General features: G+C 59.8%; 15 protein-coding genes and 3 tRNA genes. 17 read left to right on the top strand and 1 reads right to left on the bottom strand.

Annotated elements, in window-relative coordinates; translation table 11 throughout:
* Positions 1 to 13 precede the first annotated feature (13 nt).
* From DXC52_RS08405 to proC, 14 genes are all read left to right on the top strand, one after another.
* The gene (locus DXC52_RS08405) at positions 14 to 2,074 is read left to right on the top strand and encodes a hypothetical protein (protein WP_117746899.1); all 2,061 of its coding nucleotides are present in this window, start codon (positions 14 to 16) and stop codon (positions 2,072 to 2,074) included.
* A complete protein-coding gene (locus DXC52_RS08400) occupies positions 2,074 to 2,550 on the top strand; it encodes a TadE/TadG family type IV pilus assembly protein (RefSeq protein WP_117746898.1) in 477 nt (158 codons plus the stop codon). The genes DXC52_RS08405 and DXC52_RS08400 overlap by 1 nt, the downstream gene beginning before the upstream one ends.
* Positions 2,547 to 2,906 carry a DUF192 domain-containing protein gene (locus DXC52_RS08395; protein WP_233504910.1) on the top strand — a complete coding sequence of 120 codons (360 nt, stop codon included), beginning with the start codon at positions 2,547 to 2,549 and terminating at the stop codon, positions 2,904 to 2,906. Before DXC52_RS08400 ends, DXC52_RS08395 begins: the two co-directional genes overlap by 4 nt.
* A gap of 113 nt (positions 2,907 to 3,019) precedes the next feature.
* Positions 3,020 to 3,304 (top strand): CopG family transcriptional regulator, encoded by a 285-nt coding sequence (locus tag DXC52_RS08390; protein ID WP_117746897.1) that lies wholly within the window; start codon positions 3,020 to 3,022, stop codon positions 3,302 to 3,304.
* 135 nt (positions 3,305 to 3,439) lie between these two features.
* Positions 3,440 to 3,512: transfer RNA gene (locus DXC52_RS08385), tRNA-Phe, on the top strand.
* A 477-nt stretch (positions 3,513 to 3,989) separates the two neighbouring features.
* Positions 3,990 to 5,051: a glycoside hydrolase family 5 protein gene (locus DXC52_RS08380; protein WP_117746896.1), complete on the top strand. Its 1,062-nt coding sequence runs from the start codon at positions 3,990 to 3,992 to the stop codon at positions 5,049 to 5,051.
* Between the two features lie 6 nt (positions 5,052 to 5,057).
* On the top strand, positions 5,058 to 5,936 hold the full coding sequence (gene rsmI / locus DXC52_RS08375) for a 16S rRNA (cytidine(1402)-2'-O)-methyltransferase (protein ID WP_117746895.1): 879 nt from the start codon (positions 5,058 to 5,060) through the stop codon (positions 5,934 to 5,936).
* Between the two features lie 69 nt (positions 5,937 to 6,005).
* A complete protein-coding gene (metG, locus tag DXC52_RS08370; RefSeq protein ID WP_117746894.1) occupies positions 6,006 to 7,607 on the top strand; it encodes a methionine--tRNA ligase in 1,602 nt (533 codons plus the stop codon).
* Positions 7,608 to 7,714: 107 nt separating this feature from the next.
* A complete protein-coding gene (gene rsmA / locus DXC52_RS08365) occupies positions 7,715 to 8,575 on the top strand; it encodes a 16S rRNA (adenine(1518)-N(6)/adenine(1519)-N(6))-dimethyltransferase RsmA (protein ID WP_117746893.1) in 861 nt (286 codons plus the stop codon).
* Positions 8,565 to 9,482, top strand: coding sequence for a TatD family hydrolase (locus DXC52_RS08360; RefSeq protein ID WP_117746892.1), 918 nt, complete (start codon positions 8,565 to 8,567; stop codon positions 9,480 to 9,482). The genes rsmA and DXC52_RS08360 overlap by 11 nt, the downstream gene beginning before the upstream one ends.
* Positions 9,483 to 9,525: 43 nt before the next feature.
* Positions 9,526 to 9,612: transfer RNA gene (locus tag DXC52_RS08355), tRNA-Leu, on the top strand.
* 387 nt (positions 9,613 to 9,999) lie between these two features.
* Positions 10,000 to 10,938, top strand: coding sequence for an SPFH domain-containing protein (locus tag DXC52_RS08350; RefSeq protein ID WP_117746891.1), 939 nt, complete (start codon positions 10,000 to 10,002; stop codon positions 10,936 to 10,938).
* A 6-nt stretch (positions 10,939 to 10,944) separates the two neighbouring features.
* On the top strand, positions 10,945 to 11,415 hold the full coding sequence (gene rlmH / locus DXC52_RS08345; protein WP_117746890.1) for a 23S rRNA (pseudouridine(1915)-N(3))-methyltransferase RlmH: 471 nt from the start codon (positions 10,945 to 10,947) through the stop codon (positions 11,413 to 11,415).
* Between the two features lie 73 nt (positions 11,416 to 11,488).
* Positions 11,489 to 12,259: a pyrroline-5-carboxylate reductase gene (gene proC / locus DXC52_RS08340; RefSeq protein ID WP_055285927.1), complete on the top strand. Its 771-nt coding sequence runs from the start codon at positions 11,489 to 11,491 to the stop codon at positions 12,257 to 12,259.
* Positions 12,260 to 12,416: 157 nt separating this feature from the next.
* Here proC and DXC52_RS10145 read toward each other — a convergent pair whose 3' ends face one another.
* Positions 12,417 to 12,590 carry a DUF6724 family protein gene (locus DXC52_RS10145; protein WP_006235069.1) on the bottom strand — a complete coding sequence of 58 codons (174 nt, stop codon included), beginning with the start codon at positions 12,588 to 12,590 and terminating at the stop codon, positions 12,417 to 12,419.
* A 111-nt stretch (positions 12,591 to 12,701) separates the two neighbouring features.
* Here DXC52_RS10145 and serS point away from each other — a divergent pair, with 111 nt between their 5' ends.
* The 3 genes from serS (at position 12,702) to DXC52_RS08325 (ending at position 14,690) form a co-directional block, all read left to right on the top strand.
* Positions 12,702 to 13,985: a serine--tRNA ligase gene (gene serS, locus DXC52_RS08335; protein WP_022094532.1), complete on the top strand. Its 1,284-nt coding sequence runs from the start codon at positions 12,702 to 12,704 to the stop codon at positions 13,983 to 13,985.
* A gap of 171 nt (positions 13,986 to 14,156) precedes the next feature.
* Complete coding sequence (locus DXC52_RS08330; RefSeq protein ID WP_117746889.1) at positions 14,157 to 14,534, top strand: hypothetical protein; 378 nt, start codon at positions 14,157 to 14,159, stop codon at positions 14,532 to 14,534.
* Between the two features lie 79 nt (positions 14,535 to 14,613).
* Positions 14,614 to 14,690: transfer RNA gene (locus tag DXC52_RS08325), tRNA-Arg, on the top strand.
* Positions 14,691 to 14,829: the final 139 nt, after the last annotated feature.

Genomic DNA, 14,829 nt, shown 5'->3' with positions numbered 1-14,829 from the left:
GCGAGGCGGCTTTATGGGTCGAGCCGGGATCGACCTGTTTATCGAAGACGGTGCCTATACCACGCTCTCCTCTGCGGTGGTCATCTTGGTGGTGCTCACACTGCTGTTTTCGTCGACGGCGGCGATATGGAGCATGTCGCGCGCGGGGGACACCCAGGTGGCTGCCGATAGCGGCGCGCTGGCAGGCGCCAATGTGGTGTCGTCCTACCACACGGCTGCGACGGTGGTGGATGCGAGCATTTTGAGTTTGGGGCTGGCGGGGTTTGCTACGATCGGCGCCGGCTTGGTCGCCATTCTTATTCCAGGTGCCGAGCTTGCCGCGGGCGATATGGTCGACACAGGAATCGAGATTATTAAAACGCGCAATAAGTTTGCCAAAAGCGCCTCCAAGGGCCTGCAGAAAATCGAGACGGCTCTGCCGTATCTGGTCGCTGCGCGAGCTACGCAGGCCGTGTCGGCGCAGGATACCGAGGGCGTGACCTATACCGGTACGGCGCTTGCCGTGCCCAGGACGTCCGAGTCGGATTTTGCTGCGCTCGAGGGATCCGAGATTTCGACCGATGCGATTAAAGACACATCGAAAGATCTGGAACGCGCAGCAGATGAGCTGCGGAAAGCCTCGGAGGAGACGGCGAAAGCAAAAGAACGCGCCTGGCTTGCGGATTGCGGCGGGTCGGTTCCGGCTTCGGTCGGTAGCTGTTCATGCATGTGGGAACGCGCGGGGAGCTTGGCAAAGCTCTCAGGTGAGCAGAACCCGCATTATGCCTCGAGCGTTGCGTGGGAGCCACAGGTGGCGCTCGACCGCGCAAAAGCTTACTACCGTCAGCGTCTGGCAGACGAAAAACCTCAGGGTTCAAGCGTCGAGACGAAGGCGGAGTCGGCGGCGCGCAAGGCGTTTTACACCTATGCGAGTACAGAGGTCAATCGTGCATATGTAACCGAGGACGGAGATGAAGTCGCTTCCTATATCCCGCTGTTGCCGCGCAACACTGATGAGGTGCGAGCGACGGAACTCTATACCGATGCGGTGTGGCCAACCAGTGCCAATGATGGCAAAACGTATCTGCATTATGGAACGAGCTGCCCCAACTATAAGAAAGGGACGCCAGGCGGGCTAGCCTCGGTCGCTGCCTATGACGGGCAGGACAAATGCAACAGATGCCATTTTGGTGTTTCGTCGCTCGGCGCCGTTGCAGCGCCTTCGACTTCTATCGAAAACGGCTTCGAGTACCACTTTGATCGATTCAAAGACGCTCTGGAAGACTACGTCGAATGCCGCAACAAAGAGCTTGAGCTCATGCGCCAGACCGAGGACGAGGCTGACCGTGCGGGCAATGCGTTTGACGAGGCCATTAAAGCGCTTTCGGGCGAGCGTCCGCGTATCGCCCCGCCCGGTCGCAACGGCGTGGTTGCCTTTGCGGTTTCGGGTGCCATCTCGAGCCCCGATGAGCTCAACTCTTCGTTTAACACGGCAGTCAGGCTTGGCGATCACGGCGCGATCTCTGCTGCGGTGCTGGCGCCCGATGACGCGACGGCGCAGAACAACGTTCTCTCGCGGTTTTTCTCGACGCTGGAGGAGCGTTCGGGTGGCGTTGCCGGCGTACTCGATGGTGTCATGGATGTTTGGGGACGGCTGCTTGTGGGATACGGAGACATCCAGGGCTCGGCCGACGAGCTTATGGATGAGATGATCGATGGCCTGGGAGGGAACAGTGGCGGGCTGGGCTCCATTGCATCGTGGCTCGGCGATACCGTTTCGGCGTCCGTGGCGGCGCTGGGCTTGGAGCCGTGCGACTTGCGCCTGCGAAAGCCGGTGCTGACCGACACCGCCAATGTCATTAAGAGCCCTGGGTCTGACATCACAGGTCTTTCTAAAGTGCAGGACAAGCTACGAAGTATTCCGCTGGGCGTGACCGACCCCAAGGCACTTTGCGAGGCGTTGGAATATCAAGTCGAGCGCACTATCAGCGGCACGGTGTTCACGCTAGCGGAGATTCCGCTGCCCGGCGGCGGTTCCATCCCACTTACCGTCGATGTTGCCACGCTGGCGGGTGCCCTGGGCGGTGGGTCGTAATGGGTATCCGCAAGCGCCTGCGCGAGGAGCGCGCCCAGGCGACGGTCGAGATGGCCGTGGTCACGCCCGTCCTGCTGGTTCTGGCGCTTATCGTATACAACGTCATGGTCTTTGCCGGTGCGGTCGCGCGCTTCGACCGCGTGGTGCCCGATATCGTGCTGGCGCACGCCGTGGCTCCGAGCGGGGAGGGAGACGACGACTCCATCGATGCCTCCGTGACCGTTCAGGCTCAGATTCAACATGCCATGGAAGGCTATGACCTGCAGATCGAGGTCTCGAGCGAGCAGGGTACGACGACATCGGATGGCGGTCTGCTTTCGCTTTCCGGTACGTTTAGGACCTATACCTGCACCATGCGCTACGAGCCGTGGCCGAGCTCGCTCAGCATCGCCGGCGTTTCGCTGGGGGCACCGGCACAGTTGTCGCACGAGCGCGCAGTGACAGTTGACCCGTGGCGTCCGGGGGTGGTCATGTGACCGCGGTCTCATCCTACATTGCCTACGCGCGGGCGCTCAACAGGCTGGGTTGGACGCCTGCCGAGTTTGTGGTGGCGGAGTCGTTTGCCGTGCGCCTGCGCGGCATGCTGGGACGGTCGCCGATTGCCGCAAACGGGTTGCCGCTCGTCATGGCGTTCCCACGCTGCTCTTCGGTCCACACCTGCTTTATGGCCTACCCCATCGACATTGCCTTTATCGACCGTAGCGGCAACATTCTCGCGCGCTACGAAAACGTCCGCCCCTGGCGCATGTGTTCCTGTCCCGGTGCCTGGGCGGTACTGGAACGCCCTTCAATCCTCGCTACACCTCCCACCCTCCAACAAGTGCCGGCGTAAGAATTGGCGACAGCGGACTTTCGTCATACGAAATTGGGTAAGATAGAGGAGAAGATGCATGGATGTTGAGATCCATCCCAACGCTAAAAAGCACCTGACGGAAGGGGTCGATGATGAGCAAGGCGTATACGGCTGCCAATGGTCAGGTTGTAACGGATGAAATGATTGACACGTGGTGCGAGTCGTACGAGCATGGCGAGTTTCCGGACGGCGAGCATACCGTTGGGGGGATCGTGCACGGGCGGCCTCCACTCTCAAGCGAGGGGACGGTAACGCTATCGGTCAAGATTCCCCTAGGGATGAAGGAGGCGATTCGTCGACGGGCGGCGGCTGAAGGAATGACGCCAAGTGAGTTTGCCCGTACAGCCCTGAGCGAAAAACTTCTTGCGGCCGGTTGATGCCTCTGACGTGCTGCTCTATAGGATCAGACTTATGGCTGACGCCGTGCTCAAAAACTTTTTTCAAATTCTCGGTTGACCGGAGCGCGTCCTTGGTTATACTAATCAAGCCTTGAAACAAGGCACACCTCAAATGGCTGGGTAGCTCAGTTGGTAGAGCAGAGGACTGAAAATCCTCGTGTCAGGGGTTCGATTCCCTTCCCCGCCACCTTGAATTGACTAGGACCTCTGCAAAGGGGTCCTTTTCTTTTATGTAGCCCATACACGGAATCGAACCCCGTGAGGGCGCGGAGCTGAGGAAACGCGCAAGCGTTTGCCAGCGTAGCTCGCAAGGCGCGCAAGCGCCGCAGCGGTCCGTCCGCGCAGCGCGCGGACGCGATTCCCTTCCCCGCCACCCTGAATTGACGAGGACCTCTGCAAAGGGGTCCTTTTCTTTTATGTGGGGTTCCGCGGAAAATGCACCCCATTATTGATTGATAAAACGGGATGCGCTTTCCGGCGCTTGCTTCCGACGTGCGTGCACATCTCGGCGCGCCATCTCGGGCCCGCTCAGACATTCCTCCCGCTTTTGCGCCACTTTACAGACCGTTCGGTCGTCTGTCCGCACGCGCGGGTATACTCAAAACGATACTTTTCCTATGCAATACGATGCAGGCTCGGCCTGCACGATCCGAAGGGGGCAGTGATGGAGAGGATACTCGGCGTTAATCTCTCTGGCTGGTTCATTCCCGAGCCTTGGGTTACCCCGTCGCTATACGCGGCGACCGGTGCATCCAACGCGGCCGAGCTGCAGGAGGCCATGGGCACCGCCGCCTATAACGAGCGCATGCGCCGTCATTACGAGACGTTTGTGAGCGAGGACGATTTTCGCCGCATGGCGCAGATTGGCCTCAATGCCGTGCGTCTGCCGGTACCCTGGTATGCCTTTGGCTCGCAGGAGTCCGATGCGTCCTACATCTCGGTTGTCGACTACATCGACCGTGCAATTGAGTGGGCTGCCAAGTACGACATCCGCGTGCTGCTTGATCTAGCAACTGTGCCCGGTGGCCAGGGCGATTCCAACGATTCGCCCACCACGCCGGAGGCTGTCGCCGAGTGGCATTCGTCCACCAACGGTCGTCATGTCGCACTCGACGTGCTCGAGCGCTTGGCCGATCGCTACGGCGAGGCCGAGAGCCTGCTGGGCATTGAGCTGCTGGATACGCCGCAGATGAGTGTCCGCAAGAGCCTCTTCACCATGACGGATGGCATTCCGGCGCACTACCTGCGCAACTTCTATCGCGATGCCTATGAGCTCGTCCGTTCGTATATGCCCGAGGATAAGATCGTCGTCTTCTCGTCGTCGGGGCATCCCAGCGAGTGGAAGCATTTTATGCGCGGCACTAAGTACAAGAACGTCTACATGGACCTTCACCTGTACCATTACCGCGACGAGCATGCGCTCGACATCACGAGCCCCCGCGGGCTGACGACGGCGATTTCGCGTAACAAGCGCGAGCTTAAAGAAGCGATTTCAACTGGGTTCCCCGTGCTGGTGGGCGAATGGTCGGGCGCGGCGATCTTTGCCAACTCGTCGGTTACGCCCGAGGGCCGCAATGCCTACGAGCGCGTGTTTATCGCCAACCAGCTGGCTTCGTTTGCGCCGGCTGCCGGTTGGTTCTTCCAAACGTGGAAGACCGAGAAGCGCATTGCAGCATGGGACGCCCGCGCGGCGCTCGGTACGCTCGAGCGCGGCATGATTGAATAGGTTGATATGACGCAAAACAGCGCCCATACGGGCAAACTCTATGTGGTCGGCACGCCCATCGGCAACCTGGGCGACCTGTCCCCGCGCGTTGGCGAAGCCTTTGCCGCTGCCGATGTCATCTGCTGCGAAGACACGCGTGTGACGTCAAAGCTGCTGATGCACCTGGGCATTTCCAAGCCGCTTGTCCGTTGCGACGAGAATGTGATCGCCAGCCGCGCCGCCGGCCTGGTCGACCGTCTGCTGGCGGGGGAGACCCTCGCCTTTGCCTCGGACGCCGGCATGCCGAGCGTGTCCGATCCCGGCCAGGCGCTAGTTGAGGCGGCGCGTGAGGCCGATGTGCCCGTCGAAGTTATTCCCGGGCCCTCTGCTTGCGTCACGGCGCTTGTTTCGTCCGGCATTCCCTGCGAGCATTTTTTCTTCGAGGGCTTTTTGGGCCGAAAGCACGGTGACCGCGTGCGCCGTTTGCAGCGCCTTGCCGTGGTGCCCGGCGCGCTCATCTTCTACGAGTCTCCACATCGCATCGTGGCGACACTCGAAGCCGTGGCCGAGGTTTTTCCCCAGCGTGAGGTTGCCGTCTGCCGCGAACTCACCAAGTTGCACGAGGAGGTCCTGCGCGGATCTGCCGCCCAGCTTGCCGAGGAGCTGCGTGCTCGCGGCGAGGTAAAGGGCGAGATTGCGCTGGTCATCGCGCCGCCGAGCGAGGATGAGGAGGCCGGTATCGTGCCGGTTGGCGCCGCGGCAGCGGATCCCGACGAGGCCCTGCGCGAGGATATCCGCGCCGCGCTCGAGGAGGGGGAGCCCGCCTCTGCGGTGGCCAAGCGCCTGTCTCAGAAGTATTCGCGCCGCAAGCGCGATGTCTATGCCATGGTGCTCGATATGCAATAGATGGAGGATATCCAACCCTTGCGCTAGAATCATCCTCTGTATGCAACGTTTTTCTGGAGGACAAACCCCATGGATCAAAGCAAGCCTTCGTTCTTTATCACGACGCCCATCTACTACGTCAACGCCGATCCGCACCTGGGCACGGCTTATTCCACCATCATCGCCGACGTTCAGGCTCGCTATCGCCGTTCCGCCGGCTATAACGTCAAGTTCCTGACCGGCATGGACGAGCACGGCGAGAAGGTCGCCGAGGCCGCAGCCAAGCACAACATGACGCCGCAGGAGTGGACCGACAGCCAGGCCCCGCACTTCAAGGAGCTTTGGAGCAAGCTCGAGATTTCCAACGACGACTTCATCCGCACCACCGAGCCGCGCCAGCATCATGCCGTGCAGTACCTGTGGGAGCGCATGAAGGAGTCCGGCTACCTGTATAAGGGCAGCTACGACGGTTGGTATTGCGTGCCTGACGAGACCTACTTCACCGACACGCAGGTCCAGAAGGGTGACGAGGAGTACGGCAGCGTCGGCCAGCACCTGTGCCCCGACTGCCACCGTCCGCTCGAGCGCGTGCAGGAGGAGTCCTACTTCTTTAAGCTTTCCGCTTTCCAGGACAAGCTGCTCAAGCTCTATGACGAGCACCCCGACTTTGTCGAGCCCGCGTTCCGTATGAACGAGGTGCGCAGCTTTGTCGAGGGCGGCCTCAACGACCTTTCCGTGAGCCGTACGAGCTTTGACTGGGGCATTCAGGTTCCGTTTGACGAGGGCCACGTGACCTATGTGTGGTTCGACGCGCTGCTCAACTATATGACGGCTGTCGGCTACGGTGTCGACACCGACGAGGCGCGTGCCGAGCTGGCCTATCGCTGGCCCGCGCAGTTCCACATCGTGGGTAAGGACATCATCCGCTTCCACTGCGTCATTTGGCCCGCCATGCTCATGGCCATCGGCGAGGCCCTGCCCGAGCACGTCTTTGCCCACGGCTTCCTGACCGTGCGCAATGCCGAGACCGGCAAGGCCGAGAAGATGTCCAAGAGCCGCGGCAACGCCATCGCTCCGCAGGACGTTATCGACATGCTGGGCGTCGAGGGCTATCGCTACTACTTCATGACCGACGTCGTCCCCGGCACCGACGGTGCCATCAGCTTCGATCGCATGGAGCAGGTCTACAACGCCGACCTGGCCAACAGCTGGGGCAACCTTATCTCGCGTTCGCTCAACATGAGCGGCAAGTACTTTGACGGTTGTGCGCCCGCCAAGCCCGCGTCGTTCGATGCGTTCGACAACCCGCTGGCAAAGATCGCCGATGGCCTGGTCGAGCGCTACATGGCCAAGATGGACGTGCTCGATTACGGCGGAGCCAAGGATGAGGTCATGGAGCTCATCCATGCCGCCAACCACTACATCGAGGACTCCGAGCCCTGGGCGCTTGCCAAGGACGAGGCCAAGGCTGACGAGCTGGCATTTGTGATCTACAACCTGCTCGAGGCCATCCGCATTGCCGCTCACCTGCTGATGCCGCTCATGCCCCAGACTTCTGCCGAGGCCCTGCGTCGCCTGTCCTGCGAGGAAGAGGCCGCGAGCGACGACCTCAAGGGCATTTGCACTTGGGGCCTGCTTGCCGGTGGTCAGTCCGTCGAGAAGGGTGAGCCGCTGTTCCCGCGTCTGGGCTAAGACGCCGCGCGCCATATCGGCAATTTGCTGTTTAGCTGTAAGGGCATGGCCGCCACGGTCCATGCCCTTTTGTTTCAAGACGCCGCCATCATGCTAAGGAGGCAACCATGACAACTTCGCCTTTGGCAAACCCCACGGCCACCAGGGAGCTGCTGGAGGAGTTTGGCCTTGCGACCAAGCATCGCCTGGGCCAGAACTTCCTGATCGACAACCATGTAATTGAGCGCATTTGCGAGCTTGCCGAGCTTGCAGGTGATGAGCGCGTGCTCGAGGTTGGTCCGGGCGTTGGTACGCTCACGCTTGCGCTGTTGCAGGAGGCGGCGTGCGTCACGTCGATCGAGGCCGATCCCGAGCTCGAGCCGGTGCTCGATGCTCACGCCGCCGACTACGCCAACTTCCGCTTTATCATGGGCGACGCGCTCAAGGTGGGCCCGGAGCAGATTGAGCAGGTTGCGGGCGGTACGCCGACGGTGTTTGTCGCGAATCTGCCCTACAACGTGGCGGCGACGATCATCCTTCAGTTCTTCCAGACGATGCCCGCGCTTAAGCGCGCTGTCGTCATGGTTCAAAAGGAGGTTGCCGATCGCATTGCCGCAACGCCCGGTAACAAGACCTATGGCGGCTACACGGCAAAACTCGGCCTGTACGCGCAGGTGACGGGTCGCTTTGAGGTGCCGCCGCGTTGCTTTATGCCGGCGCCGCACGTGGACTCGGCCGTCGCGCGTATCGACCGTGTTGACGGCGTGGTGCCCGAGGGGCTCGATCGCGAATTTGTGGCCCGCGTGATTGATGCTGCATTTGCTCAGCGTCGCAAGACCATCCGCAATTCCATGAGCGCCAACGGCTTTGCCAAGGACGTGCTCGATGCTGCCTTTGAGGCTTGCGGTATTGCACCCACCACGCGCGCCGAGACGCTTGATGTTGCTGACTTTGTCCGTCTGGCCCAGGAGCTAATCCATGATGCCTAATGCCGAACGTGTGACGTTTACCAAGAAAAAGAAGACGGTTGCTTGTCCCGTGCCCTTGGCACCGCTTGCCGACACGCATGCGCATCTGCTTTCGTTCTGGGGCAAGGATGTGCCTGAGACGCTCGTGCGTGCCAAGGCGGCGGGCGTCGACCTGTTGGTGACGATGTTCGACCCCATCGCTGATAAACGCAGCGTGACGGACTATAGCGACTGGCTGACGCGCGAGATTCTGCCGATGCAGGATATCCCGCAGATCAAGTATCTTGCCGGCGTGCATCCGTATGGCGCGCCGGACTATGCCGACGACGTTCACGCACAGGTCGTTGCCGCACTCGATGATCCCTTATGCGCCGGTATTGGCGAAATCGGCCTGGACTACCACATGGACTATGACGACGATATCGCGCCGGCACCCCATAACGTGCAGATTGACTGCATGGCGCGCCAGCTCGAGCTTGCCGTGTGCCGTAACGTGCCGGTGGAGCTACATCTGCGTCACGAGGACACGGACCAGGAGCGCACCTCGCACGTGGACGCCTACAACGTGCTTCGTGAGGTGGGCGTGCCCCAGGCCGGTTGTGTGCTGCACTGCTTTGGCGAGGACCGCGCCACGATGGAGCGCTTTGTGGAGCTGGGCTGCTATATCGCCTATGGTGGTGCGGCCACCTTCAAGCGCAACGACGACGTGCGCGAGGCATTTGCGGCAACCCCACTCGATCGAATTTTGTTCGAGACGGATTGCCCGTATATGGCTCCGGAGCCCATCCGCGGTCTTGAATGCGAGCCCGCAATGATCTCCATTACGGCAAACGCGCTGGTTAACGACCGTGTCGATCGCACTGGTGAGGACGCCGAAACAATCGCGCAAGCCGCTTGGGAGAATGCCTGCAAACTTTTTCAAAAATAGTTCTTGCGTTCGTGGTGGCGCTCCGTTATTCTAATTCCTGCACGCGGGCGTGGCGGAATTGGCAGACGCGTACGGTTCAGGTCCGTATGGGGGCAACCCCATGAAGGTTCAAGTCCTTTCGCCCGCACCATTGATTGAAAGAGCTCCCAGCAATGGGAGCTTTTTTGTTATGGGCCGTTTTGGCAGATTTGACATATCGATTTCGCGCGGTAGATGTCCCTGTGGTCAAAAAGTGGCAAATATGAGTACTGACATGAAAATAGAGACATTTCATGAAGCTATTTTTGCTCATTTTGCGCAACAGATGTACGCTAATTTGGCTCAACCTTGAGACAAAATGAAGTAATTTCGATAGACCTCGGGTTCAACGAGGCGATTTTGACCCAAATACGCTGTTACTAAACTGGTAACAGTACTCATATTTGGCCTTTTTTGACCACGGGTCCTCTTGTTGGTGTCACACAGCTGCTTCGTGCGGGTATCCTAATGCCAACGTGTGCCTATCAGAGGAGAGACCATGCTGTTGTCCGGTATCATCGCTGCCCTTACCAGCCTTTTGATTCCCATCATCATTCTGTTGCTGCTGCTTCCCAACGCCTGCTACGTCGTTGAACAGCAGCATGCCGTGATCATCGAGCGTCTGGGCAAGTTTAACCGCATCGTCAACGCGGGCTTCCACATGAAGGTGCCCGTGATCGACCGCAAGGCCGCCACGGTGAGTCTGCGAACCATGAAAAACGGTTTTGGCATCGACGTTAAGACCCAGGACAACGTGACCATCGGCCTTGAGGTCTCTGCTCAGTACCACGTGAGCTATGACATGGGCGCCGGCCCGGCAGATTCGGGCATCTACAAGAGCTACTATATGCTGCAGGAGCCCGTCGACCAGATGCGTGACTTCATCACCGACGCCCTGCGCTCTTCGATTCCCGTCTACACACTCGATGAGGTCTTTGCCAAGAAGGACGACATCGCCAAGGATGTCAACGCTACCGTTTCCGAGCAGATGGCCGCCTACGGCTTCACCCTCGTGTCGACGCTCATCACCAAAATCGCACTGCCGACCGAGGTTGAGAACTCCATGAACGACATCAACGCCGCCCAGCGCAAGCGCGCTGCGGCACAGGAGCTCGCTGAGGCAGACCGCATCAAGCGCGTCACCGAGGCGACCGCCGAGGCTGAGGCTATGGAAAAGGCGGGCGAGGGCATCGCCAACCAGCGCAAGGCCATCGCGCTGGGTATCAAAGATTCGCTCGAGATCATCCAGGAGACGGGTGTCGGCAATGACGAGGCCAACCAACTGTTCATGTTTACGCAGTGGTCCGAGATGATGACGGAGTTCGCTCGCACGGGTAAAACCTCGACGGTCGTGCTGCCGAGCGACTTTTCGCAGTCGGCCTCGATGTTCGAGCAGATGCTGGCCGCCGGCAAAGTTCAAAACGATTCGAAGGAGTAGACGCGCGTGAAATACACCGTCGTTTGCGTCGGTAAGCTCAAGGAGCGCTTTTGGAAGGACGCGTGCGCTGAGTACGCCAAGCGCCTAGGTGCCTATGCCAAGGTTGATATCCGCGAGGTGGCCGATATCGACCCGGCTAAGGCGGGCGGCGTGGATGCCGCGCGCGACAAGGAGGGGGCGGCGATTCTTGCCGCCTTGCCATCTCGAGCGCATGTGATCCTGCTGGCTATCGAGGGCAAGGAGCGCTCGAGCGAGGAGTTTTCGGCGAGGCTCGACGATCTTATGCTGCGAGGCAGCAGCGATATCGCCTTTGTGATTGGCGGATCGGACGGCGTGAGTGATGACGTGCGCGCACGAGCCGACGAGATGCTCAGCTTTGGACGCATTACCTTGCCGCATAACCTGGCGCGCGTGGTGCTGCTGGAGCAGATTTACCGTGCCTGCAAGATCAGTCGTGGCGAGCCGTATCACAAATAGGTCGGCAATACGAAACAATGGCGTGGGACAATACCTTTCGTTTTGAGGAATGTGTCTGAAAGGACTATGCGATATGAAGATTGGATTTGTCGGTTTTGGCAATATGGCGAGCGCTATGGCCGATGGCTGGATCGCTGCCGGTGTAGCTGCGAGCGACATGTGCGCCTGCGCGGGTCGCTACGACGCACTGGTTGAGCGCTGCGAGGCGCGCGGCATGGTCGCCTGCCACGATGCCGCCGAGGTTGTCGCCGCATCCGATATCGTGGTCGCTGCGGTCAAGCCGTACATGATCGAGAAGGTATTCGCCCCGCTCAAGGATGCTCTTGCCAAAAAGGTCGTTCTGTCGGTTGCCTGGACCTGGGACAGTGCCAAGTGGGAGCAGGTCCTGCCGGGCGTCGCGCATATCTCGACGGTGCCCAACACGCCGGTTTCGGTGGGCGAGGGCGTCATCGCTTGCGAGAAGGCTTCCACGCTTAGTGATGAGCAGAGCGCAGTGGTGCTTGATCTGCTTGGCAAGCTCGGTGCGGTGGTCGAGCTCGATACGAGCCTGCTGTTCGTGGGCGGCACGGTGGGTGGTTGCGCTCCGGCATTTGTCGCTATGGCAATCGAGGCCCTGGGCGATGCAGCGGTCAAGCACGGTATCCCGCGTGCTGATGCCTATCGCATTGTGAGCCAGATGGTGCTGGGTACGGCAAAGCTGCAGCTCGCAACCGGTCAGCATCCCGCAGCGATGAAGGATGCCGTGTGCTCGCCCGGCGGTGCCACCATCAAGGGCGTCGTCGCGCTCGAGGACGCCGGCATGCGCAGCGCCCTGGTCAAGGCAATCGACGCAACCCTCCAGTAAAACCTGCTATTTAGGGACAGGTTTATGTTGGCAGGTTTTTCCTGCGGTTTTGTCCTTTTAGCGAAAAGCGCCCCGCAACTGGCTCAATTCCAGTTGCGGGGCGCTTGCGTTTGCCCAGATAAAACCGACCAAAATAAACCTGGCCCTTTTTGGCAGGTTAGTCCCAGAAGCTGTCTTCCTCATCCTCGGACTTGGGCCCGCGGTCGACGTACATCTTATGGGTGCGCTTCTCCATTACAAAGGCAAGAATCGCAAATAACAGGATGCCGCCGGCGAAAAGGATGGCAAAACCGGTGCGGGTGCCAAACAAAAAGGAAAAAACTGCGTCCATTGGGTGCCTTCTTGCGTAGTTGAGTTGGGTCGTAAACGCTCATAAGTATATACTTGCCCATACATGTACAAGGTTGCAACCTAAATGGAATGTATATCGCCGGAGGATCTAATGCTTGATATCAAGTTTGTTCGCGAGAACCCCGATGCCATCGATGTCGCCATGGCTAACCGCCAGACGTCTTGGGATCGCGAGAAGTTCTTTGAGCTCGACGACGAGCGCCGTGCCGTCATCACCGAGGTCGAGGAGCTCCAGGCTACGCGCAATGCCGAGTCCAAGAAGATCGGCGCCCTGATGAAGGAGGGCAAGAAGGACGAGGCCGAGGCCGCCAAGGAGGCCGTGCGCGCCGTCAACGAGAAGATTGACGGTCTGGCCGAGCGTCGTACCGCCCTCGAGCAGGAGCAGTACGACTTCATGGCTCACCTGCCCAACATTCCTTGCGAGGCCACGCCGTACGGTAAGGACGAGGACGAGAACATTGAGCGCCGTCGTTGGGGCACCCCGCGCGAGTTCGACTTCGACTTTAAGCCGCACTGGGATCTGGGCACCGATCTGGACATCCTCGACTTCGAGCGCGGCAACAAGCTCTCCGGCAGCCGCTTTACCGTTCTCGGTGGCGCCGGCGCCCGCCTGGAGCGCGCCCTCATCAACTTCTTCCTCGATACGCACACCAGCCGTGGTTTTAAGGAGTGGTGGCCGCCCATCGTCGTCAAGCGTCAGACCATGTTTGGCACGGGTCAGCTGCCCAAGTTCGAGGACGACGCCTATCACGTCTCGGGCGACAACTTCCTGATCCCCACCGCCGAGGTCGTGCTTACCAACCTGCACGCCGGCGAGGTCCTCGATGCCGACACTCTGCCGCGTCGCTACACCGCCTTCACCCCCTGCTTCCGCGAGGAGGCCGGTTCCGCCGGTCGCGACACCCGCGGCATCATCCGTCAGCACGAGTTCGACAAGGTCGAGATGGTCAAGTTCGCTAAGCCGGAGGAGTCCGACGATGAGCTCGAGAGCATGACCGCCGAGGCCGAGTACCTGCTGCAGCAGCTGGGCCTTCCGTATCGCGTGATTAGCCTGTGCACCGGCGACTTGGGCTTCTCTGCCCGTCAGACCTACGACGTTGAGGTCTGGCTGCCGAGCTACAACGCCTACAAGGAGATTAGCTCCTGCTCCAACTGCGGTGACTTCCAGGCTCGCCGCGCCAACATCAAGTATCGCGACCCCGAGAACTTCAAGGGTTCGCGCTACCTGCACACGCTCAACGGTTCCGGCCTGCCGGCCGGCCGCACCATGGCTGCCATTCTGGAGAACTACCAGAACGCCGACGGCACCATCACGATCCCCGAGGTTCTGCGTCCTTACATGGGCGGTCTCGAGAAGATCGAGCCGGTCGCGTAACTTGGCTGCATAGGGGATTTGCGAGGGCGCTCCTTTTAGGGGCGCCCTTTTTGTGTGCGGCTATACCATGCCGTGCGGACAGCTCGATAGAAAACACACGAACAAACGTTCTGTATACATGCATTTACCTGCTATGCTTTTGCTAACTAAGAGCAAGAGAAAGGGGATGTGATGGAGCTGTTCGACGAGCGGGTTGTGTTGTTCCAGAGCGATGAGGGCGGGGAGCACCTGCTGGTAACGTGCGAGCCGTCGGGTATGGGTGGCTTGGTGGTTCGGCAGACGAGTGAGGGACCATTGACGCAATGGTGCTATGAGGAGTCGCCGCATGTGGTCGAGACGTTTGTGGCGCATGAGGCGCTTGCTGTCCTTGAGCACTTCTATGGCGTTGGATCTTCTAATCAGGTGGCCCGAATGCTGAGCATTTCGTTTGCCGACTACGACTGTGCCCAACGGGTGCGGTCGCTTCTGGGGGAGCTTGGCGTCGGGTTCGATGTGATCGAAAAGCCAATCGATCGTACGAAAAGCGCTGATGCTCGTGGTGCAGCGTGACAAATTGCGGCCCGCGCGAAAAAAGTTTGAGATTTTGCTTGACTCTAATGAACTAAAGTGGTTTTATATGTCTTGCGCTGCGGCGTTACCTCAGCTGGATAGAGGGTCTGACTACGAATCAGAACGTCATAGGTTCGAATCCTATACGCCGCACCAATTGAAATTGAAAGCCTCCGGCAACGGGGGTTTTTCTTTTACGCCGGCATCGCATGGATTCGAACCTCGGTCGAGGCGCGGGCGTCAAGAAAACGCGGAGCGTTTTTAGCCCGCGGGCGAGTCCGCCGGCAGGCGGGCG

Source organism: Collinsella sp. TF05-9AC, from assembly GCF_003438495.1.
In the GTDB taxonomy this organism is placed as follows: domain Bacteria; phylum Actinomycetota; class Coriobacteriia; order Coriobacteriales; family Coriobacteriaceae; genus Collinsella.
This window is presented reverse-complemented; position numbering and strand designations above follow the sequence as displayed.